General features: G+C 60.6%; 20 protein-coding genes, 2 tRNA genes and 1 rRNA gene. 12 read left to right on the top strand and 11 right to left on the bottom strand.

Going from position 1 to position 21155, the window contains the following annotated elements; genetic code table 11:
- Nucleotides 1–10: 10 nt before the first annotated feature.
- The 3 genes from ACXZ1M_RS22070 to ACXZ1M_RS22060 all read right to left on the bottom strand — a co-directional run bounded on the left by ACXZ1M_RS22070 (nt 11) and on the right by ACXZ1M_RS22060 (nt 1782).
- Nucleotides 11–86: transfer RNA gene (locus ACXZ1M_RS22070), tRNA-Ala, on the bottom strand.
- Between the two features lie 13 nt (nt 87–99).
- A tRNA-Ile gene (locus ACXZ1M_RS22065) sits at nt 100–176 on the bottom strand.
- Nucleotides 177–253: 77 nt separating this feature from the next.
- Nucleotides 254–1782: ribosomal RNA gene (locus ACXZ1M_RS22060) — 16S ribosomal RNA — on the bottom strand.
- A 425-nt stretch (nt 1783–2207) separates the two neighbouring features.
- On the opposite strand from ACXZ1M_RS22060, the gene ACXZ1M_RS22055 reads away from it, so the two are divergent.
- From ACXZ1M_RS22055 to ACXZ1M_RS22045, 3 genes are all read left to right on the top strand, one after another.
- Nucleotides 2208–3512 (top strand): sensor histidine kinase, encoded by a 1305-nt coding sequence (locus ACXZ1M_RS22055; RefSeq protein WP_459049764.1) that lies wholly within the window; start codon nt 2208–2210, stop codon nt 3510–3512.
- Nucleotides 3513–3570: 58 nt separating this feature from the next.
- Nucleotides 3571–4338: a LytR/AlgR family response regulator transcription factor gene (locus tag ACXZ1M_RS22050; protein WP_459049763.1), complete on the top strand. Its 768-nt coding sequence runs from the start codon at nt 3571–3573 to the stop codon at nt 4336–4338.
- An 84-nt stretch (nt 4339–4422) separates the two neighbouring features.
- Nucleotides 4423–5187 (top strand): sensor histidine kinase, encoded by a 765-nt coding sequence (locus ACXZ1M_RS22045; RefSeq protein ID WP_459049762.1) that lies wholly within the window; start codon nt 4423–4425, stop codon nt 5185–5187.
- A 5-nt stretch (nt 5188–5192) separates the two neighbouring features.
- Here the strand turns inward: ACXZ1M_RS22045 and ACXZ1M_RS22040 are convergent, their stop codons facing one another.
- From ACXZ1M_RS22040 to ACXZ1M_RS22030, 3 genes are all read right to left on the bottom strand, one after another.
- A complete protein-coding gene (locus ACXZ1M_RS22040) occupies nt 5193–6278 on the bottom strand; it encodes a porin (protein ID WP_459049761.1) in 1086 nt (361 codons plus the stop codon).
- A gap of 137 nt (nt 6279–6415) precedes the next feature.
- A complete protein-coding gene (locus ACXZ1M_RS22035) occupies nt 6416–7069 on the bottom strand; it encodes a class I SAM-dependent methyltransferase (protein WP_459049760.1) in 654 nt (217 codons plus the stop codon).
- A gap of 13 nt (nt 7070–7082) precedes the next feature.
- A complete protein-coding gene (locus tag ACXZ1M_RS22030; RefSeq protein WP_459049759.1) occupies nt 7083–8024 on the bottom strand; it encodes a CysB family HTH-type transcriptional regulator in 942 nt (313 codons plus the stop codon).
- Between the two features lie 153 nt (nt 8025–8177).
- On the opposite strand from ACXZ1M_RS22030, the gene ACXZ1M_RS22025 reads away from it, so the two are divergent.
- The 8 genes from ACXZ1M_RS22025 to ACXZ1M_RS21990 all read left to right on the top strand — a co-directional run bounded on the left by ACXZ1M_RS22025 (nt 8178) and on the right by ACXZ1M_RS21990 (nt 15747).
- Nucleotides 8178–9872 carry a nitrite/sulfite reductase gene (locus ACXZ1M_RS22025; RefSeq protein WP_459049758.1) on the top strand — a complete coding sequence of 565 codons (1695 nt, stop codon included), beginning with the start codon at nt 8178–8180 and terminating at the stop codon, nt 9870–9872.
- Complete coding sequence (locus tag ACXZ1M_RS22020; protein ID WP_459049757.1) at nt 9865–10452, top strand: DUF934 domain-containing protein; 588 nt, start codon at nt 9865–9867, stop codon at nt 10450–10452. The genes ACXZ1M_RS22025 and ACXZ1M_RS22020 overlap by 8 nt, the downstream gene beginning before the upstream one ends.
- Nucleotides 10453–10463: 11 nt before the next feature.
- Nucleotides 10464–11180: a phosphoadenylyl-sulfate reductase gene (locus tag ACXZ1M_RS22015; RefSeq protein ID WP_459049756.1), complete on the top strand. Its 717-nt coding sequence runs from the start codon at nt 10464–10466 to the stop codon at nt 11178–11180.
- 20 nt (nt 11181–11200) lie between these two features.
- Nucleotides 11201–12130, top strand: coding sequence for a sulfate adenylyltransferase subunit CysD (gene cysD / locus ACXZ1M_RS22010; protein WP_373991195.1), 930 nt, complete (start codon nt 11201–11203; stop codon nt 12128–12130).
- The gene (locus tag ACXZ1M_RS22005) at nt 12130–13428 is read left to right on the top strand and encodes a sulfate adenylyltransferase subunit 1 (RefSeq protein WP_459049755.1); all 1299 of its coding nucleotides are present in this window, start codon (nt 12130–12132) and stop codon (nt 13426–13428) included. Before cysD ends, ACXZ1M_RS22005 begins: the two co-directional genes overlap by 1 nt.
- Nucleotides 13429–13445: 17 nt before the next feature.
- Entirely contained in the window at nt 13446–14165 is a 720-nt protein-coding gene (gene cobA, locus ACXZ1M_RS22000) for a uroporphyrinogen-III C-methyltransferase (protein WP_459049754.1), read from the top strand.
- Between the two features lie 92 nt (nt 14166–14257).
- Nucleotides 14258–14974 carry a hypothetical protein gene (locus ACXZ1M_RS21995; RefSeq protein ID WP_459049753.1) on the top strand — a complete coding sequence of 239 codons (717 nt, stop codon included), beginning with the start codon at nt 14258–14260 and terminating at the stop codon, nt 14972–14974.
- Nucleotides 14974–15747, top strand: coding sequence for a glutaminyl-peptide cyclotransferase (locus tag ACXZ1M_RS21990; protein ID WP_459049752.1), 774 nt, complete (start codon nt 14974–14976; stop codon nt 15745–15747). Before ACXZ1M_RS21995 ends, ACXZ1M_RS21990 begins: the two co-directional genes overlap by 1 nt.
- A gap of 9 nt (nt 15748–15756) precedes the next feature.
- Here ACXZ1M_RS21990 and ACXZ1M_RS21985 read toward each other — a convergent pair whose 3' ends face one another.
- Genes ACXZ1M_RS21985 through lptF form a run of 3 tightly spaced genes read right to left on the bottom strand, consistent with a single transcriptional unit; the run spans nt 15757 to nt 18403 of the window.
- On the bottom strand, nt 15757–16131 hold the full coding sequence (locus ACXZ1M_RS21985; RefSeq protein ID WP_459049751.1) for a sirohydrochlorin chelatase: 375 nt from the start codon (nt 16129–16131) through the stop codon (nt 15757–15759).
- Complete coding sequence (gene lptG / locus ACXZ1M_RS21980) at nt 16131–17300, bottom strand: LPS export ABC transporter permease LptG (protein WP_459049750.1); 1170 nt, start codon at nt 17298–17300, stop codon at nt 16131–16133. Before lptG ends, ACXZ1M_RS21985 begins: the two co-directional genes overlap by 1 nt.
- On the bottom strand, nt 17297–18403 hold the full coding sequence (gene lptF, locus ACXZ1M_RS21975) for an LPS export ABC transporter permease LptF (protein WP_459049749.1): 1107 nt from the start codon (nt 18401–18403) through the stop codon (nt 17297–17299). Before lptF ends, lptG begins: the two co-directional genes overlap by 4 nt.
- 116 nt (nt 18404–18519) lie before the next feature.
- Here lptF and ACXZ1M_RS21970 point away from each other — a divergent pair, with 116 nt between their 5' ends.
- Entirely contained in the window at nt 18520–20013 is a 1494-nt protein-coding gene (locus ACXZ1M_RS21970) for a leucyl aminopeptidase (protein ID WP_459049748.1), read from the top strand.
- 31 nt (nt 20014–20044) lie between these two features.
- Here the strand turns inward: ACXZ1M_RS21970 and ACXZ1M_RS21965 are convergent, their stop codons facing one another.
- Nucleotides 20045–20515, bottom strand: coding sequence for a hypothetical protein (locus ACXZ1M_RS21965; protein ID WP_459049747.1), 471 nt, complete (start codon nt 20513–20515; stop codon nt 20045–20047).
- Between the two features lie 114 nt (nt 20516–20629).
- Complete coding sequence (locus ACXZ1M_RS21960) at nt 20630–21040, bottom strand: hypothetical protein (protein ID WP_373991185.1); 411 nt, start codon at nt 21038–21040, stop codon at nt 20630–20632.
- Between the last annotated feature and the right edge of the window lie 115 nt (nt 21041–21155).

Genomic DNA, 21155 nt, shown 5'->3' with positions numbered 1-21155 from the left:
AAGCAGGTATTGGTGGAGGATGACGGGATCGAACCGACGACCCCCTGCTTGCAAAGCAGGTGCTCTCCCAGCTGAGCTAATCCCCCAATATGGTGCAACTGGTAGGGCTGGTTGGACTCGAACCAACGACCCCCGCGTTATCAACACGGTGCTCTAACCAGCTGAGCTACAGCCCCAATATTTGCTGTTCTCTATTCATTACAGTCGATAAGTGTGAGCGCTTGAAATGTTCCGAAGAACCTGCAAACTCTAGAAAGGAGGTGATCCAGCCGCACCTTCCGATACGGCTACCTTGTTACGACTTCACCCCAGTCACGAATCCTACCGTGGTAAGCGCCCTCCTTGCGGTTAAGCTACCTACTTCTGGTAAAACCCGCTCCCATGGTGTGACGGGCGGTGTGTACAAGACCCGGGAACGTATTCACCGCGACATGCTGATCCGCGATTACTAGCGATTCCAACTTCATGCAGTCGAGTTGCAGACTACAATCCGGACTACGATACACTTTCTGGGATTAGCTCCCCCTCGCGGGTTGGCGGCCCTCTGTATGTACCATTGTATGACGTGTGAAGCCCTACCCATAAGGGCCATGAGGACTTGACGTCATCCCCACCTTCCTCCGGTTTGTCACCGGCAGTCTCATTAGAGTGCTCTTTCGTAGCAACTAATGACAAGGGTTGCGCTCGTTGCGGGACTTAACCCAACATCTCACGACACGAGCTGACGACAGCCATGCAGCACCTGTGTAATGGTTCCCTTTCGGGCACTCCCAAATCTCTTCGGGATTCCATCCATGTCAAGGGTAGGTAAGGTTTTTCGCGTTGCATCGAATTAATCCACATCATCCACCGCTTGTGCGGGTCCCCGTCAATTCCTTTGAGTTTTAATCTTGCGACCGTACTCCCCAGGCGGTCTACTTCACGCGTTAGCTGCGTTACCAAGTCAATTAAGACCCGACAACTAGTAGACATCGTTTAGGGCGTGGACTACCAGGGTATCTAATCCTGTTTGCTCCCCACGCTTTCGTGCATGAGCGTCAGTTTTGACCCAGGGGGCTGCCTTCGCCATCGGTGTTCCTCCACATATCTACGCATTTCACTGCTACACGTGGAATTCTACCCCCCTCTGCCAAACTCTAGCCTTGCAGTCTCCATTGCCATTCCCAGGTTGAGCCCGGGGATTTCACAACAGACTTACAAAACCGCCTGCGCACGCTTTACGCCCAGTAATTCCGATTAACGCTTGCACCCTACGTATTACCGCGGCTGCTGGCACGTAGTTAGCCGGTGCTTATTCTTCAGGTACCGTCATGAGCCACGAGTATTATTCGTAACCTTTTCTTCCCTGACAAAAGAGCTTTACAACCCGAAGGCCTTCTTCACTCACGCGGCATTGCTGGATCAGGCTTGCGCCCATTGTCCAAAATTCCCCACTGCTGCCTCCCGTAGGAGTCTGGACCGTGTCTCAGTTCCAGTGTGGCTGGTCGTCCTCTCAGACCAGCTACTGATCGATGCCTTGGTAGGCTTTTACCCTACCAACTAGCTAATCAGATATCGGCCGCTCCAGGAGCACAAGGCCCGAAGGTCCCCTGCTTTCATCCTTAGATCGTATGCGGTATTAGCGTAACTTTCGCTACGTTATCCCCCACTCTTGGGTACGTTCCGATATATTACTCACCCGTTCGCCACTCGCCACCAGGTTGCCCCGTGCTGCCGTTCGACTTGCATGTGTAAGGCATGCCGCCAGCGTTCAATCTGAGCCAGGATCAAACTCTTTAGTTTAATCTCTGTTTTATCCGTTTTAGCGGATGGTTCGCTCTTACTCAAAATACTGACAGTATTTCTACTGAATATTTATTGCTTGAGCATTTAATGCTTTTTGTTGCAGCATCAAACGCCCACATTTATCGACTGTAAATTTTTAAAGACCGGTGTTGCTAGCTGTTGAAGCGTTGTGTTCATCAGCACAGAAGCGAGATTATGAAGCGTTTCTTTTATCTCGTCAACCCCTCAGTTTTCATCGTTTCGCTTTGCAGCGTCTGCGTTGTTCTGCGAGGGACCGAACTATAGCAAACCTCAAACGGGTTTGGCAAGGGCTTCGTATGCATTTACCGTCTGATCCCAGTTTTTTGCAGACTGTCGCAATCGCATGGCGTGTGCGGACGATGCTGGGTACACTTGCTCCATGTTAAGAGTGAAAGCTGTATATGTTTCCTACCCCTAAAGTACAAGACACCTTGAAGACCGCCGGCGGCCTGCTGCATCGCGGCTTCGACGTTACCTCCACCTGGGTGACCCAACTGTCGTGGTGGAAGTTCCTGGTGTTTGCGGTTCTGATGCTGATTGCCGGTTCCATCCTGCAGGACGAGCTGTTCTCTTCCAGTCCGGTGAGTGACGATATCGATCGCGGCAGCCATACGCAGAAACGCAAGAGCGGCGACACCAATATCCTGATCGATGACAGCGGTATCCATTTCAACCCGCGCAAGATCCGCAACAAGAACACCGACGAAGGAACGGCGCCCGTCGCGCCGCCGGAAGCGCCTGAAGCGCCAGCCTCGCCGGCAGCCCCCGAAACGCCCGCCGCCCCCGCCACCCCTGGCGCCGCCGCTAAAAACGACATCCCCGCCCTGCCCTCGCTGCCCGGCGAGGAAGTGCACATCGACCTGCCGCCGCAGATCGGCGAAGAACTGTCCAACGCCATTGAAGAAGCGGTCGACGTCGCCGCCGAGCAGAAAGTGGCCCGTTACCACGGCCAGGCGTCCACCTGGTTCAAGAGTTTCATCACGCTGCTGGTGCTGGCTCTGTTCGGCACCAAGGTCCTGATGGGCAAGAAAATGCGCGCCGAGGCCGAAACCCAGACCGCCAACGCCACCGCCGAACGCGAATCCATGCAGCGCCAGCTCAGCGAGGCGAAGATGCAGATGATGCAGGCCCAGGTTGAGCCGCACTTCCTGTTCAATACCCTGGCCTCGGTTGAGCACCTGATCGAAACCGATCCGCCGCGCGCCTCGGCCATGCAGCGCAGCCTGATCAAATACCTGCGTGCGGTGCTGCCGCAAATGCGCGACAACGCCCTGATCACCAACCTCGGCCGCGAGGCCGACATGGTGGAGGCCTACCTGAACCTGCTGAAAATGCGCATGGAAGAACGCCTGACCGTCGACCTCGACATCCCGGACGGCCTGCGCACCGCCGCCTTCCCGCCGATGATGCTGCAATCGATGGTGGAAAACGCCATCAAGCATGGCCTTGAAGGCAAGCCCGAAGGCGGCACCCTGAAAGTGCGCGCCGACGTGGCCCACAACAAGCTGCGCGTGATCGTCATCGACGACGGCCTGGGCTTCGGCGCCAAGCCGAGCGACGGCACCGGCCTGGGCCTGACCAATATCCGCGAACGCCTGAAGCTGCTGCACGGCGACCAGGGCCAGCTGCTGATCGCCGCCAACAGCCCGAGCGGGGTCATTGTGACCATCGAAGTGCCTTATCAGCTGGCGAACAAGTCGCATTGATTGCTAATTACCGCGATTCGTTGAATAATAATTTAAACAACCTTCACACCCGAACAAGATGCCTACAGCAATCATTGCAGACGACGAACGTTTAATGCGCGACCAGTTGCGCATGCGCCTGGGCCAGGTCTGGCCCGAGCTGGAAATTATTGGCGAGGCCAAGAATGGCGACGAGGCCATCGAGCTGGTCGAGGAACTCCAGCCGGACTTCACCTTCCTCGACATCCGCATGCCCGGCAAGACCGGCATGGAAGCGGCCTCCGTGATCGGCAACAAGAGCAATATCGTGTTCGTGACCGCCTACGACGCCTACGCCGTGGAAGCCTTCGAGCGCGGCGCCATCGACTACGTGCTGAAACCGCCCGAGCAGGAGCGCCTGCAGATCACCGTCGACCGCCTCAAGACCCGCCTGAACAAGCCGTCCGCCGCCAGCGACGTCAACGCCAGCGTGACCGCCATGCTGGCCCAGCTGACCGAAAAGATCGCCGCGCCCAAGCCGGCCTTCCTGCAATGGATCCAGGCCAGCATCGGCCAGGACCTGCGCATGATTCCGGTCGAGGAAATCCTGTTCTTCCGTTCCGACGAAAAATACACCTGCGTACAGACCGAGAAATACGAAGCCCTGATCCGCAAGCCGGTGCGCGACCTGGCCGAGGAGCTGGACCCTGCCCTGTTCTGGCAAATCCACCGCGCCACCCTGGTCAACGTCAACGCCATCGAAGGCGTGACCCGCGACATCCGCGGCCGCCACCTGGTGATGATCAAGGGCCGCTCCGACAAGCTGGAAGTCAGCCGCAGCTTCCTGCATCTGTTCAAGCAGATGTAAAGGCCTGCGGCATATCAAGTCCCGTTCCGGCGCACTGACATAAGGTAGCTCCACGCGGCTGATTTCCAGCCGCAGGGAGATCCCATGCGCCGAATCCGAACACTGCTGTTATTAGGCGCCGCCCTGGCGCTCACCGGGCGCTTCTGCTGGCGCCTCGGCTGCGAGCGCGACTCTACCGCCACCGAACGCTCCTACGCCCAGCTGCGCGAGCTGTCGGCCGCGCTGCAAACCGTCCGCGAGGAAGAACGCAAGCACATCGCGCGCGAGTTGCACGACGACCTCGGCCAGCTGCTGGCCACACTGCGCGGCGACCTGGCGCTGCTGCAGCGCCACACCAGCAACAACGCCGCCACCCGCAAGCTGCAGGCGGGCATGGATGAATTGCTGATGACGGCGATTACCTCGCTGCGCCGCATAGCCGGCAACCTGCGCCCGCGCGCGCTCGATGAGGGTGGTTTGTATTTTGCGCTGCAGAGCTTGCGCCATGAGTTTGAAGCGCGCAACGGCATCAGTTGCGCACTGGACGCCAACGAAGAGGAACTGGTACTGGACGACGCCTACAGCACAGCCATCTTCCGCATTGCGCAGGAAGCGCTGACCAACATCGCCCGCCACGCCGAGGCGCACAAGGTGGGCTTGTCGCTGTATCGCCAGGATGGGGCCTTGCACATCACCATCCATGATGACGGCCGCGGCATCGCCGAAAAAGACATGGACAAAGCTTCGTCCTTCGGCCTGATCGGGATGCGCGAACGCGTCTGGGCACTGCATGGCGAGATCGCCATCGCCAGCGACGGCGGCACCCGGATCATGATCCGGCTGCCGCTGCCGCCCGCCCCTACAACCTAAACAGCTTAGAACGAGTGACGCAGGCCCACGTTGAAGGCTTTGTCGCCGGTGCCCGCTTCGTTGTTGTTGCCAACGGTGTAGCCGGCGCCGTTCTTGTTCTTGATCTTGGCGTAAGCGACGTAGGTGCTGGTACGCTTCGACAGGGCGTACAGGTAGCCGACGGCCCACTGGTTGGCGTCCTGGTTGCTGGCGGTCTTGTCGTTCTTGTTGATGAACGAAGCCATGATGGTGCCGGCGCCGACCGGGATCTGCGCACCGATCAGGTAGTCCACGCTGTCCGTGCTGGCTTTAGGCGCGACGGTGTAGCCGTAGGCGTTGGCCACCGGGATCTGGGAGCTGTTCACGCCATCGTTCGAGCCGTAGGCGAAGTAAGCCTTGACGACTTTGAAGTCGTAGTTGGCGGCGAACATGGTGGTGCGGCCGCTGGACTGCTGGCGTGCCGGGGTGGTGCCAACGGCAACGGTGTCGTTGTTCTTGTTGTTGTGCACCAGGCGCGCGTTCAGCGGGCCTTGGGCGTAGTTCAGGCCCAGGCCGAACTGACGGCCGGCGGTCGAGCTGCCGTTCTGCTCGCCCAGGGCGTACAGTGCGTCGGCGCTGAAACCTTGGATGACCGGGGTCGAGTACACCAGGGCGTTGCTCACGCGGGTGTTGGCGCCGGCGGTTGGGAACAGGTTCTTGATGCTGCCGGCATAGCCAGCGCCGAACGGGTCGGCAACCTGGCTTTGGGCCAGGTACAGCATGGTGTATTGACGGCCAATGGTCAGCTGGCCGGCTTCTTTGCTTTTCAGGCCGACGAAGGCCTGACGGTTGAAGATGCTGTTGGCGGTGTCCAGCGAGCCGTCATCGGCCTTGAAGCCGGTTTCCAGTTGGAAGATGGCCGACAGGCCGTTGCCCAGGTCTTCCGTACCACGGAAGCCCAGACGGGACTGGCCGCCGATACCGCTGGTGACTTTGGTCACGGAACCGGCCGAGCCGCCGCGCTCGCTAACGATACCGGCGTCCACCAGGCCGTAGATCGTTACGTTCGATTGAGCTTGAGCTTGCGCAGCGAAGCCGCCGATGATCAGTGCTGCCAGAGTAAGTTTTTTCACTTGATGTTCTCTACTTAGGGTTGAAAGAAATTGCGTTGTTGATTCCACGGCCGGAATCATGCCTGTCAATTACTTCAACAATGTGACAACGATCATTTGTTGTAAATGAACATCAAATGAACATCAAGTGATAACTTTTATTTGAGGCGGCAGCTCAGCAAATAGTAGTACTCCAGGCGCTCGATGCGGATCTGGCGCCCGTGGTTGGCGAAGCGCTTGCGCAGCGTGCTGTCGGTCAGGTAGTTCTTCATGATCTCGTAGCGCTGGCCGTCGTCGGCGGTGAGGATCTGGAAGGTGTTGCCCTGCGCATCGGTGCGGGCGATGACCATGGAATTGCCGTCGACATAGGATTCGTCCAGCAACACCACCAGGATGTCCTTGCCCAGCTTGGCGCGCAGCATCTTCAGGAAGCTGTCGTACTGCTCGCGCGGCACGTGGCTCCACAGGCCGGCGGCAAACACGGCGGTGTACTGGCCTTCCAGGCCGTCCGGCAGGTTGAAGGCGTCCAGCTGGCCGAACGTGACCACGTCCTCGTCCAGGCCGCGTGTTTCCGCCAGATCCAGCATTTCCTGCAGGATGTCGGTGGCGTACACCGATTCGGCGGTTTCGGAGATCAGGTCGGTCCAGTAGGCCGTGCCGCAGGCCAGTTCCAGCACCTTATGGCCGGTGAACATCTCGGCGACCATTTCCTGCAAATCATCCAGATCGTCGAAACGCTCTTCCTGGGCGTAGACCTGGTCATAGTTGTCGGCGTTGACGGCGTAATATTGTGTCAACTGATTGGTAATCATGATGATGCTTTCTTTATAGTTCGTAGTTATCTTTTTCGCCACTCATCGCCTGTTCGATCAATTTACGGTTGAGCGTAGGCGCCAGCAGTTCGATAAAGGTGTAGATATAGCTGCGCAGATAGGCGCCCTGCTTGACCGCCACCCGCGACACGTTCATGCCGAACAGGTGGCCCACAGGGATGGCGCGCAGGTTCTTGTCGCGCTCGGCGTCGAAGGCCATGCCCGCTATGATACCAATCCCCATGCCCAACTCCACATAAGTCTTGATCACGTCGGCGTCGATGGCTTCCAGCAGCACGTCCAGCTTCAGGCCGCGCAAGGCAAACGCGTGGTCTATCTTGCTGCGGCCGGCAAAGGCGCCATCATACGTGATGATCGGGAATGCCGCGATCTCTTCCAGCGTCGGCTGCTTGGTGCGCAGCAGCGGATGGTCGGGCGCAACCACGATCACGTGCTCCCATTGATAACATGGCAAGGTCACCAGGCCGGTCACGCCGGCGATCGATTCGGTGGCGATGCACAGGTCGGCCTGGTCGCGCTGGACCATTTCGGCGATCTGCTGCGGATTTCCTTGCAATAAAGACAAGCGCACCTTGGGGAACTTCACCATGAAGGCCTGCACCACCTTGGGCAGCGTGTAGCGCGCCTGCGTGTGTGTGGTGGCGATGGTAAAGCTGCCGCTGTCCTGGGCCGCATACTCCTTGCCGATGCGCTTGAGCGAGTCGATTTCCTGCATAATCAACTCCACCGACTGCAGCACCAGCCGCCCCGGCTCCGTCAGGCCCCGGATGCGCTTGCCGTGCCGGGTGAAGATATCGACGCCCAATTCCTCTTCCAGTTCGATAATCGCCTTGGACACGCCCGGCTGCGAGGTGAATAGCGCCTTGGCGGCGTCGGTCAGGTTGTAGTTCTGGCGTACTGCTTCGCGCACAAAGCGCAACTGATGAAGGTTCATTGCAGGTCTTGGCCCATCTTAAAATTATTAGCGTCCATGCTTATGCCCAATCCTTATATAAGCAAATAAAGACTAAGTCGTATGGAATAAAGACGAAGTTTATTACTATTAGCGCTAGTTTGGGGAATCAGCGACTATTCAGGAAGAATATACATGTATCAATACGACCAATACGACCACCTCATCGTCCGTGAGCGCATCGCCCAGTACCGCGACCAGGTACGCCGCCGCCTTGCCGATGAGCTGACTGAAGCAGAATTCCTGCCGCTGCGCCTGCAAAACGGCCTGTACATGCAGCGCCACGCCTACATGCTGCGCATTGCCGTGCCCTACGGTTTGTTGGCAAGCAAGCAAATGCGCATGTTCGCCCACATCGCCCGCAAGTACGACCGCGGCTATGGCCACTTCACCACCCGTCAAAACATCCAGTTTAACTGGATCGAGCTGGAGCAGACTCCGGACATCCTGACCGACCTGGCCTCGGTGGAGATGCACGCCATCCAGACTTCGGGCAACTGCATCCGCAACACCACCTCCGACCCGTATGCCGGCGTGGCCGCCGACGAGATCATCGATCCGCGTCCGTACGCCGAGGTGCTGCGCCAGTGGTCGACCTTCCATCCTGAATTCCTGGCCCTGCCGCGCAAATTCAAGGTCGCCATCAACGGCGCCGTGGAAGACCGCGCCGCCATCGCGATTCACGACATCGGCCTGACCGTGGTGCGCAACGACGCCGGCGAGATCGGCTTCAAATTCATGGCCGGCGGCGGCATGGGCCGCACGCCGATCATCGGCAGCGTGATCCGCGACTTCCTGCCGTGGCAGCACCTGCTGACCTACACCGAAGCCGTGATGCGCGTGTATAACCAGCACGGCCGCCGCGACAACAAGTACAAGGCCCGCATCAAGATCCTGCTGAAGGCACTGGGCGTGGAAGAGTTCACCCGCCAGGTGGAAGCGGAATGGGTCGACCTGAAGGACGGTCCGGAAACCCTGACCATCGAAGAAATGCAGCGCGTGATCGACTACTTCCAGCCGCCGGCCTACAAGCAGCTGGACGACAGCGACGTGGTGGCTGCGCAGGCGGGCAACAAGGCCTTCTCGAACTGGGTCAACCGCAACGTCAAGCCGCACAAGACGCCGGGTTACGCCGCCGTGGTGCTGTCGCTGAAAAAAACCGGCGTGCCGCCGGGCGATGCCACCGCCGAGCAGATGGACTTCATGGCCGATCTGGCCGACCGCTACAGCTTCGGCGAACTGCGCGTCACCCACGAACAGAACGTGGTGCTGGCCGACGTCGAGCAATCGCAGTTGTTCGCGCTGTGGCAGGAAGCCAAGGCGCACGGCCTGGCAACGCCGAACATCGGCCTGCTGACCGACATGATCTGCTGCCCTGGCGGCGACTTCTGCTCGCTGGCCAACGCCAAGTCGTTGCCGATCGCCGCCGCCATTTCGGAGCGCTTCGACAACCTGGACTACCAGCACGACATCGGCGAGATCGAACTGAACATCTCGGGCTGCATCAACGCCTGCGGCCACCACCACGTCGGCAGCATCGGCGTGCTGGGTGTGGATAAAGACGGCAGCGAATGGTATCAAGTGTCGATCGGCGGCGCGCAAGGCAACAACGCCGCCATCGGCAAGATCATCGGCCCGTCGTTCTCCGCGCTGCAAATGCCGGAAGTGATCGATCGCCTGCTGAAGGTTTACCTGCGCGACCGTTTTGAAGATGAATCGTTTGCCGACTGCGTGCATCGCATCGGCATCGCGCCGTTCAAGGAATTTGTGTACGCCACGCCGATCGCTGAAAAAGGCGGCCGCCTGGTTGGAGAGGATGAATATGTCTGAAGCAGTGAAAAACCTGGTAATCAAGGGCCGTGAAGTCGTCGAAGATGCCTGGCAGGTGCTGCGCCTGGCCGAACCGGTGGAAGGCGCTCCGGCGCACGACCCGGCCACCGTCAGCGTCCCGGCGGGCAAATTCATCGTGCCGCAAAGCCTATGGCTGGTGCAGCGCGACGTGCTGGCTGCGCGCGCCGCCGCCGGCGAGATCGGCGTATGGATCGCCAGCGACGAACGCGCCGACACGATCAAGGACGATCTTTCGAAGTTCGCCGTGATCGCCGTCGACTTCCCGAAATTCACCGATGGCCGTGGCTACTCGATCGCCTACAACCTGCGCACCCGCCTGGGCTGGACCGGCGAACTGCGCGCCATCGGCGACGTGCTGCGCGACCAGTTGTTCTCGATGCAGCGCGTGGGCTTCAACGCCTACTCGGTGCGCGCCGACCGCGATCCGCACGACGCGCTGAAAGGCCTGTCCGACTTCTCCGAAACCTACCAGGCGTCGGTCGACCAGAAAGTGCCGCTGTTCCGCCGCTTTGCGCGTCCCGCGCCGGGCAGCGTCAATAACGACGGCGCTGGCATCTGATTGGAGCTGCAATGAGTGACCTGAGCAAGCTGATTGCGGATACGCGCGCCACGCTGTCCCGCATCGCCAGCGATTTTTTCCCGGCCGTCTTCGCCTCCTCGCTGGCGGCGGAAGACATGGTGCTGACCGACCTGATTCTGAAGGGCGGCTACGACATCGGCATCTTCTCGCTTGAAACCGGCCGCCTGCACAAGGAAACGCTGGCGATGGTGGACAAGGTGAAAGCGCACTACGGCTACGACATCGCGCTGTTCAAGCCGCAGACCGAAGCGGTGGACGCCTACGTTGCGCAGAACGGCTTGAACGCCTTCTACGACAGCGTCGAGATGCGCAAGGAATGCTGCCGCATCCGCAAGGTCGAGCCTTTGGGCCGCGCCCTGGCCGGCAACAAGGCCTGGGTCACGGGCCAGCGCCGCGCGCAAGCGGCCACCCGCACCTCGCTGATGGTGGAAGAGGATGATCCCGGCCATCTGATGACCAAGTTTAATCCGCTGGCCGATTGGTCGGAGGAGGATGTGTGGAACTACATCCGCGAGAACGGCGTGCCGTACAACGCGCTGCACGACCAAGGCTTCCCGTCGATCGGCTGCGAACCGTGTACCCGCGCCATTGAGCCAGGCGAAGATGTCCGCGCCGGCCGCTGGTGGTGGGAAAACCCGGAATCGAAAGAGTGCGGCCTGCACGTCGTTGACGGCAAACTGATACGCATTAAATCTGTCGCAGCATAAGCGACCTGAAAGAGATCGAAATGAACGCTTTAGTAGAAAACAATGTGCACGTGAATTCGCGCCACCTCGATGCCCTGGAATCGGAAGCGATCCACATCATGCGTGAAGTCGCCGCCGAATGCAGCAACCCTGCCCTGCTGTTCTCGGGTGGTAAAGACTCGGTGGTGCTGCTGCGCATCGCGGAGAAGGCTTTCCGCCCTGGCAAATTCCCGTTCCCTCTGGTGCACGTCGACACCGGCCACAACTTCGCCGAAGTCATCACCTTCCGCGACAAGCGCGTGGCCGAACTGGGCGAACGCCTGATCGTCGGCTCGGTGGAAGACTCGATCAAGAAAGGCACCGTGCGCCTGCGTAATCCGCAGACCGATTCACGCAACGCCGCGCAAGCGGTAACGCTGCTGGAAACCATCGCCGAACACGGCTTCGACGCCTGCATCGGCGGCGCCCGCCGCGATGAAGAGAAGGCCCGCGCCAAGGAGCGCATCTTCTCCTTCCGCGACGAATTCGGCCAGTGGGATCCGAAGTCGCAGCGCCCGGAACTATGGGACCTGTATAACACCCGCGTTCATCCAGGCGAAAACATGCGCGTGTTCCCGATCTCGAATTGGACCGAACTCGATGTGTGGCAGTACATCGCCCGCGAAAAGCTGGAACTGCCGCCGATCTACTTCGCCCACGAACGCAAGGTCATTCCGCGCAACGGCCTGCTGGTGCCGCTGACCGACCTGACGCCGGCGCGCGAAGGCGAAACCGTCGAAACCCAAGTGGTGCGTTTCCGTACCGTGGGCGACATCTCCTGCACCTGCCCTGTGTCCTCGGACGCGGCCACCGTGGAGCAGATCATCGCTGAAACCGCGATCACGCAGGTAACGGAACGCGGCGCCACCCGCATGGACGACCAGACTTCCGAAGCATCGATGGAAAAACGTAAAAAAGCAGGATACTTCTAATGAGCGCTACCAATACCTTGACCGAACGCGGACTGCTGCGTTTCATCACCGCCGGTTCCGTCGACGACGGTAAATCCACCCTGATCGGCCGCCTGCTGTTCGACAGCAAAGGCATCTTCGCCGACCAGTTGGACGCCATGTCGCGCTCCAAGCACAAACGCACCGTGGGCGACACCGTCGACCTGTCGCTGCTGACCGACGGCCTGGAAGCCGAACGTGAGCAAGGCATCACCATCGACGTGGCCTACCGCTACTTCGCCACGCCGAAACGCAAGTTCATCATCGCCGACACGCCGGGCCACGAGCAGTACACCCGCAACATGGTGACCGGCGCTTCGACCGCCGATGCCGTCATCATCCTGGTGGACGTGTCGAAAGTGAAGCTGCGTGAAGACGGCGGCGTGGACCTGCTGATCCAGACCAAGCGCCACTCGACCATCGCCCACCTGCTGCAGATCGAGCACGTGATCGTGGCGGTCAACAAGATGGACCTGGTGGACTACAACCAGGACATCTACAACCGCATCGTCAAAGCCTACGGCGAGTTCGCGCAGTCGCTGGGCCTGAAGGACATCACGCCGATTCCGCTGTCCGCGCTGAGCGGCGAGAACGTCGTTGAGAAAAGCGAGAAGCTGGACTGGTACCAAGGCCCGACGCTGATCGAGCTGCTGGAATCGCTGTCGGTGTACGACGAAGCGCACGACGCGCCATTCCGTTTCCCGGTGCAGCTGGTGGCGCGCCACAACGGCCACGAAGCCAACGACTTCCGCGGCTACATGGGCCGCATCGAGGCCGGCAAGGTGTCGGTGGGCGACAAGCTGGTGGTGCAGCCATCGGGCCAGAGCGCGACCGTAAAAGACATCCTGACGCTGGAAGGTTCGCACCAGTCGGCGGTGGTGGGTCAGTCGATCACGCTGCTGCTGAACGAGTACCTGGATATCTCGCGCGGCGACCTGCTGGCCAGCGCCGACAAGCCGGCCGCGCAGCTGAAACAGCTGAAGGCCGACGTCTGCTGGATGTCCGACGAGCCGCTGGACCAGCGCCGCAAGTACTGGATCAAGCACGGCACCAAGCAGACCTCGGCCAAGGTGACGGCCATCGAGTCCCTGCTGGACATCAACACCCAGCAGCGCCACGGCGCCGAAGGCCTGAAGCTGAACGACATCGCCAGCATTGCGCTGACCGTGCAACAGCCGCTGGCGGCCGACGACTACAGCGACATCCGCGCCACCGGCGCCTTCATCCTGATCGACGAAGTGACGCACCAAACCGTCGCCGCCGGCATGATCCGCCTGTAAGCCTTTTAGCCAGCACCATGCCAGCTCTCGGAAAAGTGTATTTGATCGGCGCCGGCCCCGGCGCCCAGGACCTCATCACCCTGCGCGGCGCGCGGCTGCTGGCGCAAGCCGACATCGTGCTGCACGACGCCTTGGTGACGCCCGAGATGCTGGAACTGTGCCCGCAGGCGGAGAAAATCTCCGTCGGCAAGCGTAGCGGCCAGCGCTCGGTGGCGCAGCAGGTCATCAACCAGCAACTGGTGGACTGCGCCGGCCGCGCCAAGCTGGTGGTGCGCCTGAAAGGCGGCGACCCGATGATGTTCGGCCGCGCCGACGAAGAGCTGCGCGCCCTGGAAGAAGCCGGCATCGAAGTCGACATCGTCCCCGGCATCACCACCGCGCTGGCGGCAGCAGCAGCCACCAAACAACCGCTGACCAAGCGCGGCGTGGCGCGCAGCGTCGGCTTCTTCACCTCCTCCACCGCCCCCGAGCATTCGGAGCACGATGCCATTCCGGAAACCGACACCCTGATCCAGTACATGGGCGGGCGCGAAGCCATCGCCACCGCAGAGCGCCTGCTGGCGCATGGCCATGCGCCGGACAAACCGGTGGTGGTCATCGAAAACGTCAGCCGCCCGGATCAGCAGATCCAGCGCATGACCGTCGCCGAGCTGACCCAGGGCCTAGGCACGCCGCACGGCCCGGTGCTGGTGATGATCGGCGAAGCCATGCGCGCGCGCGAGCACCAACAATCCTGATACCGGGATTAGCAGGATAATAGCCAGCCAACTCCGCGCCTGAATTCCGCTTTTCCGTAATAGAATGTCCACTCTGACCACAAGAGGTAGCAATGGACACTGTGCACGAAGTACTGGACCGCGCCTGGAACGCACACTCGGCCGGCGAATTCGACGCCGCCCTGCGCGATTACATCTGGCTGTTCGACGCCACCACCACCGACGCCGAAACCGCGCCGCTGCGCCTGTCCTACGTGCTGGCGGCGTGGGCCAAGCTGGCGGAAGAGCACCTGCCCGCGCGTCACGCGCTGGTGGCGCTGCGCGACCGCCTCACGCAACAACTGGCGACCGAGCCGGGCCTGTTCCACGACATCCGCGTCATCAACGACAAGCTGGGCGACTTGCAGAACACCTATCACCTGTTCCAGCGCCTGCCGGAAGCGCAGGCGCAGCAAAACGCCCGTGCCGCCCTGCCCTCGCTGATGGCCTGCGGCGACTACGAACTGGCGCAGCGCTACCTGCCGCATCCCGAGCACCACCTGGCGCTGGCGGCCATGCAGCTCAATGAACTCAAGAACAATATCAACGTCCTCACCACCGAAGGCATGGCCGAGCTGCTCGCCGACGTCTTCAACTACACGACCGAAGTTCTGCTGGTACTGGACTTGCTGAACGGCTGCGGCGATACTGCGGCTGCGGCGATCGCGCGCCAGCAGGCCATCTCGCTGGTGCAGTCGCCGGAAGCGCGCGCCTGCGTGCAGGCGGAGCTCGATGCTCCGGGCAGCACGCTCGACGCGATGGTGGAACTACAAAATTCGGTGACTGCATAGTGAACAAGATTGTTGCGCAAACCCTTATCCTGGCGGCCCTGCTGCCTGCCGCCGCTTCGGCGATTGCGGCCCTGCCGACGTATGACTACAAGGTAGTGCGAAGCTACCCGCACGACGCCGATTCGTTCACCCAGGGCCTGCTCTACCGCGACGGCTTCCTGTACGAGAGCACAGGCCTGAACGGCAAATCGTCGATCCGCAAAGTGAATCTCGAGAGCGGCAAGGTACTGCAAAACAAAGACATCCCGCCACAGTATTTCGGCGAAGGCCTGACGGTATGGGACGACACGCTGGTCGGCATCACGTGGCAGACGCAGACCGGCTTTGTGTTCGACCTGAAGACCTTCGAACTGAAAAACCAGTTCGCCTATCCGGGCGAAGGCTGGGGGCTGGCGCAGAACGGCAAGGAGCTGATCCTGAGCGACGGCAGCTCCACGCTGCGCTTCCTCGATCCGAAAACCTTTCTGGAAGTGCGCCGCGTGAAAGTCACGGCGGACGGCATCGCGGTCGATCAACTGAATGAATTGGAAATGGTGGAAGGTGAAATCTACGCCAACATCTGGCATACCAACACGATAGCGCGGATCGACCCGGCCACCGGCAAGATCACCGGCTGGATCGACTTCGGCAAGCTATATCCGGATGCGGGCAAAGGCCGCAACGGCGAAAACGTCATGAACGGCATCGCCTACGACGCCGAGAAAAAGCGCTTGTTCGTCACTGGCAAACTCTGGCCGAAACTCTACGAAGTAAAAATCGTCCCGCGCAAATAAGCGGGGACGTCAGGCAAGCGCGCCGAGGCAGTAGTCCGACAAGGCTTTCAACACTTCCGGATTTTCGCCGGCCGCTTCCACCACCTTGATGGTCACCTGCGGATACAGGGCGCGCTGTTCGTCCAGTATCAACGGCAAATCACGCAGCACATGGCCGCCCTGTCCCAGGAACACCGGCACCACGGTAATGTCGTCGACACCGTCGGCCGCCAGCGCCGCCACCAGCTCCGGCAAGCGCGGCGTCATTAGCTCCAGGAACGCCAACTCCACCCTGACCTGCGGTTCGCGCGCCTGCGTCAAATCGCGCAGGCGTTCAAACGGCGCCGCCCAGGACGCGGCGCGCGCGCCATGCGCAAACAACACCAGTGCACGTTGAGCAGCCATCAATGTCTCTCCACCCACCACAAGGCCCATAGCGCCAGCAGCATGAATAATAAACTCGGCGCTATCGCCGTCAATATCGCCGGCCAGGTACTCAGCACACCCAGATGCGAGAACAGCGTATTCACCAGCAGGAAGCTCACCCCCAGCATAATCCCGAGGAAGATCTTCAAGCTCACGCCACCACTACGCGTGTGCAGATAACCGAACGGCAGCGCCAGCGCCATCAACACAAAAATCGCCAGCGGATCGAACAGCTTTTTCCAGAACGCGATCTTGAAGCGCTCCGTCTCCTGCTTGTTCTCCTGCAGGTGGCGGGTGTACACCGCCAGCTCGTTGGCCGACATGCGCTCCGGGTCCGAACGCGACACCGACAAAATCTTCGGCGTAATCTCGGACAGCACATCCTTGCTGTCGCTGCGGCGCGTCTCGATCAGGCTCGATTCCTGCGCATAGTTGTTGGCCAGCGTCGCCTCCATGCCCGGCTTGAGCAGCCCGGGGTTGGTGAAGAGATTCTCCGTCACGTCCTTCAGCAGCCACTTGTTGTTGCCCTGGAAGGTGCCGGTCTTGGCCAGCGTGATCGAGCGCAGGCGGAAGCTGGTGTCGAACTCGTACAGCTTCACGTCCTTCAGCACGCCGTCCGCCCCCACTTCGCGCACATTGAAGAAGCGCGAGCCGATGACGGTGCCGGTCATGCCTTCCGACTTGACGACATCCTTGGTCCACAGCCCGGAGCGGAACTCGGTGGAGATGGTCGTGCCGCGCGAAGACAGCTTGATCTTCTCCGCCAGCGGCGCGGTGCGCGGCACCACCAATTCGCCGACGATGAAGGTCAGCACCACCAGCACCAGGCCGATCTTGGCCAGCATCCACGCCACCATGCCGGTCGACATGCTGGAGGCGCGCATGATGGTGAATTCCGACGTCGCCGCGAATTGCGCCATCGTGTAGATGGTGCCGATCAGCGCCGCCAGCGGCATCACTTCATACACGTGGCCCGGCAACTGTACCAACACGTAAAGGAAGGCATATTGAATAGCGTAGCCGTTCTTGCTGACCTTGGGCAGTTCGCCGGTCAGGTCCATGAACGCTTGCAGCGCCAGGAAGGCGACCAGCACGAAGGCCACCGCTTGCAGTATCGAGACCGCGAAATAGCGTTGCAGGATTTTCATTGCGAGACGACTTTCTTGTTCGCGCGGCGCGAGCGCTTGAACGACGCCAGCAACGCCAGCGGGTGATAGCGATGGTTCAGGTTCAAGCGCCATGCAAACAGGGCGAGCACGGTCAGCGCGACGACCAGGTGCAGCGGCCACCACGACAGCGCGAAGGTGTATTTGCCCTGGCGGACGCTGGCCTCCAGCAGCTTGACGAAGTTGTTATAGCTGAAGAAGACCAGCAGCGCGATGATCAGGTTGGCCGAGCTGCCGGCGCGCGGGTTGACGAAGCCCAGCGGAATCGCCAGCAGGATCAGCACCAGGCAGGTCAGCGGCGAGGCCACGCGCCACAGCAGCTCGGCGCGCGCGCCGTTGCTGTTGTCATGCAGCAGCTGCATGGTCGGGATGCTGTCGGTATCGTGATCGCCTTCCAGATCCTGGTTCTGGCTGGTGACGCGCATGCTGTAGCTCTCGAACTCCATGGTCTGGAAGTCGGACTGGCCGGGCACGCCCTGATAGCGGCGGCCGTTCTTCAGCACCAGATAACGCTCGCCTTTCGGGCCGGTGTTGATCACGCCTTCGCGCGCGACGATGACGGCGGTGCCCTTTTCATCGACCGTGTTGACGAACACGTTCTGCACCACGGCGGTCTTGCCTTCCACGCCTTCGACAAAGAAGATACGGTTGGACGACGCCGATTCCTTGAACTGGCCGGGCGAGACTTTTTGCAGGTCTTCGCGCTTTTCGAAGCGCTCCACATACTCCGTGCTTTTCTGTTTGGCCCACGGCGTGGCGACGAAACTGAGCACGCCGGTCAACAGCACGATGGGCAGGCCGAAGGTCAGCACCGGCACGACCCAGCGCGTCAGCGACAGGCCGGAGGCGAACCACACCACCATCTCGGAATCGCGGTAGCTGCGCGTGACCACCATCAGTACAGAAATAAAGCTGGTGAGGATGAGGATAGTTGGCAGATAATTCAGCGTCGCGAAGACGATCAGCGCGATCACGTCGCTGGACGCCACCTTGCCGCCTGCGGCCTTGCCCAGGACCGCGATCAGGGTCCAGGTGACGCAGATGCTGAACAGGACCGTGAAGGAAGCGCCGGCGGTGGCCGCCATTTCACGTCGTAAGGCGCGTTGAAATATCATTGAAGATTATAATTCGGTAGTTTTGGCCCATACATACACTGTATGGGACCACAAGTTTTAAGAACGTACACGACACGGAGAATCAAATGGACTTTAGCATAAAAGCATTCGACACAAAAAACACCATCGCTACGGCCAAAGCCGGCGTCATCGCCGTCGCGGTCTTCGAGAACAAGAAGCTGTCGCAAGCGGCCAAGGCGCTGGACGGCGCTGGTGAAATCACGGCTGCGCTCAAGTCCGGCGACATCACCGGTAAAACCGGCACCACCCTGCTGCTGCGCGGCCTCAAAGGCGCCGGCGCCGAGCGCGTGCTGCTGGTCGGCCTGGGCAACGACGAAACCGTCAGCGAGAAAAGCTTCGCCGGCGGCGTGGCCGCAGCACTGAAGGCTTTCGCTTCCCTGGGCACGAGCGACGCTATTATCGCATTGCCGATGACGGAAGTGAAAGAGCGCGATGTCAATTGGGCGATCCGCTGCGTGGTGCAGAGCGCGCACGAAGCCGTATTCCGCACCGATGGCCAGAAGAGCAAGAAGGATCCGGCCGCCGCCGGCGTGAAGAAAGTCGCCCTGGCCGTGCCGAACACCGCCGCCACCAAGTTGGCGCTGGCGCAAGCCGTCTCCATCGCCAACGGCATGGACCTGACCAAGGAACTGGGCAACCTGTCGCCGAACGTCTGCACCCCGACCTACCTGGCCAACACCGCCAAGAAACTGGGCAAGGACTACAAGTTCGACGTCGAAGTATTGGACCGCAAGCAGCTGGAAGCGCTGAAGATGAACAGCTTCCTGTCGGTGACCAACGGCAGCGAACAGCCGCCGAAATTCATCGTCATCAAGCACATGGGCGGCAAACCGAAGGACGCGCCGGTGGTGCTGGTCGGTAAAGGCATCACCTTCGACACCGGCGGCATTTCGCTGAAACCGGGTCCTGGCATGGACGAGATGAAGTACGACATGGGCGGCGCCGCTTCCGTGCTGGGCACCTTCCGCGCCATCGGCGAGATGAACCTGAAGCTGAACGTGATCGGCATTATCGCCTCGTGCGAAAACATGCCGTCGGGCCGCGCCACCAAGCCGGGCGACATCGTCACCTCGATGAACGGCCTGACCATCGAGATCCTGAACACCGACGCCGAAGGCCGCCTGATTCTGTGCGACGCCCTGACCTACGCCGAGCGCTTCAACCCGGCCGCCGTGATCGACATCGCCACCCTGACCGGCGCCTGCATCGTGGCCCTGGGCCACCACAAGAGCGGCCTGTTCACGCGCGACGACGACGTCCACAACAAGCTGGCCGACGAGATCATGGCCGCCGGTAAAACCGCCAGCGACACCGCATGGCGCCTACCGATCGGCGAAGAGTACAACGAGCAGCTGAAGTCCAACTTCGCCGACCTGGCCAACATCGGCACGCCGGGCGGCGCCTCGTGCACCGCTGCTGCGTTCCTGGAAAACTTCACCCGCAAGTACACCTGGGCGCATCTGGATATCGCCGGCACCGCGTGGAAATCGGGCGGCGCGAAAGGCGCAACCGGCCGTCCGGTGCCGCTGCTGTCGAACTTCCTGATCAATCGTACTTAACAGCGCGTACCTAACTGCGCGTACGTAGTTATCAGAACAGGGTCACGCCGGGCGCCGGCGGTTGCCCTTCTTCCTTCTCCGGCGCGGGATGCATGACCACGGTCAGTACGGCCGGATAGTCATAGCCCGCGCCGGTGTTCTTGTCGACGAGATAGCCGACACCGGCCGTCAGCGCCAGATTCCCCCACAGATTGCCGTCCGCCTTGGACTCCACCTTCTCGTAGGCCCAGCCCTTGTCCGCCTTCTGGCAGTCGATGCGCAGCGGACCCGCGCTCTTGCGCAGCGTCACGCGCGCCGGCGTGGTCACGAACCATTTGCCGACGTCGTTGTACAGCACGCAGCCGACCCCGGCGATCTCGCGGTGATCGAGCACGGTTTGCACCATGACGTTTTGTTCAGTGGATTCGGTGAGGGAAGCGCAACCGGCCAGGGTGGCCAGGATGGCCAGGATGGCCAACGGGGCCAATAGCACGGTTACCGCAGCGGCGGGACGGAGATACATGGTCTGCCTCAAAAAGTAGAGTCATGCCAGTGTAGCAGCCCGCCGTCGGGTTTATTCGCTGGATCAAACGGCGTAAAGCCTTGCACTTTACGCCTTGTACATCACATCTTTGCTTCAGGCGTTGTGGCGGTCCGGGGTTTTGGACACCATCGGCGTTTCCGCCTGCTCCTGCTGCTTCTTCTTCAAGCCCTGCACGACCTTCAGGATGTCGTCCATGCCGCGCTCGCCACCAAGGGTGGAGAACGCATCCAGCACTTCGTTCAGCACCTGGTTGCGGACAGCTGCCTCATCGGAATTGATCGCCGGTGCGCGCTGCACAGCTTCGGTGGCGCGCTTTTCAGCTGCTGCTGCCTCTTTCTGTGCGGCGGTCTTGCGGCCGCCAGGCGTTTTGCCATGTTCCAGCGCCGCTTGCCAGATGACCCAGCGGCGTTGCGTTTCAAAAACCAGATATTCGTCTGGTTTGTCTTCTCGGCGTCGCACGATGTGACCATCGCGCTGTGCCCATGCCTCAAATGCAGTTCGCATTTTCTATTCCTTTGTAAACGCGCTACGCGCAATTCACTATCAAGACGACTGTTTATTTCCGTATAGTATCATTTATTGCGCCATCACAACACATAAATATACGCAGGCGTGGTTA

This window comes from Duganella paludis (assembly GCF_054461335.1).
Note: the sequence above shows the minus strand (reverse complement) of the source record. Positions and strands in the feature narration are given on the sequence as shown.

What these genes read in the sequence shown, in the direction of transcription:
- ACXZ1M_RS22055 (WP_459049764.1), top strand. Translation starts at nt 2,208, where the DNA reads ATGTTTCCTACCCCTAAAGTACAAGACACCTTGAAGACCGCCGGCGGC.
- ACXZ1M_RS22050 (WP_459049763.1), top strand. Translation starts at nt 3,571, where the DNA reads ATGCCTACAGCAATCATTGCAGACGACGAACGTTTAATGCGCGACCAG.
- ACXZ1M_RS22045 (WP_459049762.1), top strand. Translation starts at nt 4,423, where the DNA reads ATGCGCCGAATCCGAACACTGCTGTTATTAGGCGCCGCCCTGGCGCTC.
- ACXZ1M_RS22035 (WP_459049760.1), bottom strand. Translation starts at nt 7,069, where the DNA reads ATGATTACCAATCAGTTGACACAATATTACGCCGTCAACGCCGACAAC.
- ACXZ1M_RS22030 (WP_459049759.1), bottom strand. Translation starts at nt 8,024, where the DNA reads ATGAACCTTCATCAGTTGCGCTTTGTGCGCGAAGCAGTACGCCAGAAC.
- ACXZ1M_RS22025 (WP_459049758.1), top strand. Translation starts at nt 8,178, where the DNA reads ATGTATCAATACGACCAATACGACCACCTCATCGTCCGTGAGCGCATC.
- ACXZ1M_RS22020 (WP_459049757.1), top strand. Translation starts at nt 9,865, where the DNA reads ATGTCTGAAGCAGTGAAAAACCTGGTAATCAAGGGCCGTGAAGTCGTC.
- ACXZ1M_RS22015 (WP_459049756.1), top strand. Translation starts at nt 10,464, where the DNA reads ATGAGTGACCTGAGCAAGCTGATTGCGGATACGCGCGCCACGCTGTCC.
- cysD (WP_373991195.1), top strand. Translation starts at nt 11,201, where the DNA reads ATGAACGCTTTAGTAGAAAACAATGTGCACGTGAATTCGCGCCACCTC.
- ACXZ1M_RS22005 (WP_459049755.1), top strand. Translation starts at nt 12,130, where the DNA reads ATGAGCGCTACCAATACCTTGACCGAACGCGGACTGCTGCGTTTCATC.
- cobA (WP_459049754.1), top strand. Translation starts at nt 13,446, where the DNA reads ATGCCAGCTCTCGGAAAAGTGTATTTGATCGGCGCCGGCCCCGGCGCC.
- ACXZ1M_RS21995 (WP_459049753.1), top strand. Translation starts at nt 14,258, where the DNA reads ATGGACACTGTGCACGAAGTACTGGACCGCGCCTGGAACGCACACTCG.
- ACXZ1M_RS21985 (WP_459049751.1), bottom strand. Translation starts at nt 16,131, where the DNA reads ATGGCTGCTCAACGTGCACTGGTGTTGTTTGCGCATGGCGCGCGCGCC.
- lptG (WP_459049750.1), bottom strand. Translation starts at nt 17,300, where the DNA reads ATGAAAATCCTGCAACGCTATTTCGCGGTCTCGATACTGCAAGCGGTG.
- lptF (WP_459049749.1), bottom strand. Translation starts at nt 18,403, where the DNA reads ATGGCGGCCACCGCCGGCGCTTCCTTCACGGTCCTGTTCAGCATCTGC.
- ACXZ1M_RS21970 (WP_459049748.1), top strand. Translation starts at nt 18,520, where the DNA reads ATGGACTTTAGCATAAAAGCATTCGACACAAAAAACACCATCGCTACG.
- ACXZ1M_RS21965 (WP_459049747.1), bottom strand. Translation starts at nt 20,515, where the DNA reads ATGTATCTCCGTCCCGCCGCTGCGGTAACCGTGCTATTGGCCCCGTTG.
- ACXZ1M_RS21960 (WP_373991185.1), bottom strand. Translation starts at nt 21,040, where the DNA reads ATGCGAACTGCATTTGAGGCATGGGCACAGCGCGATGGTCACATCGTG.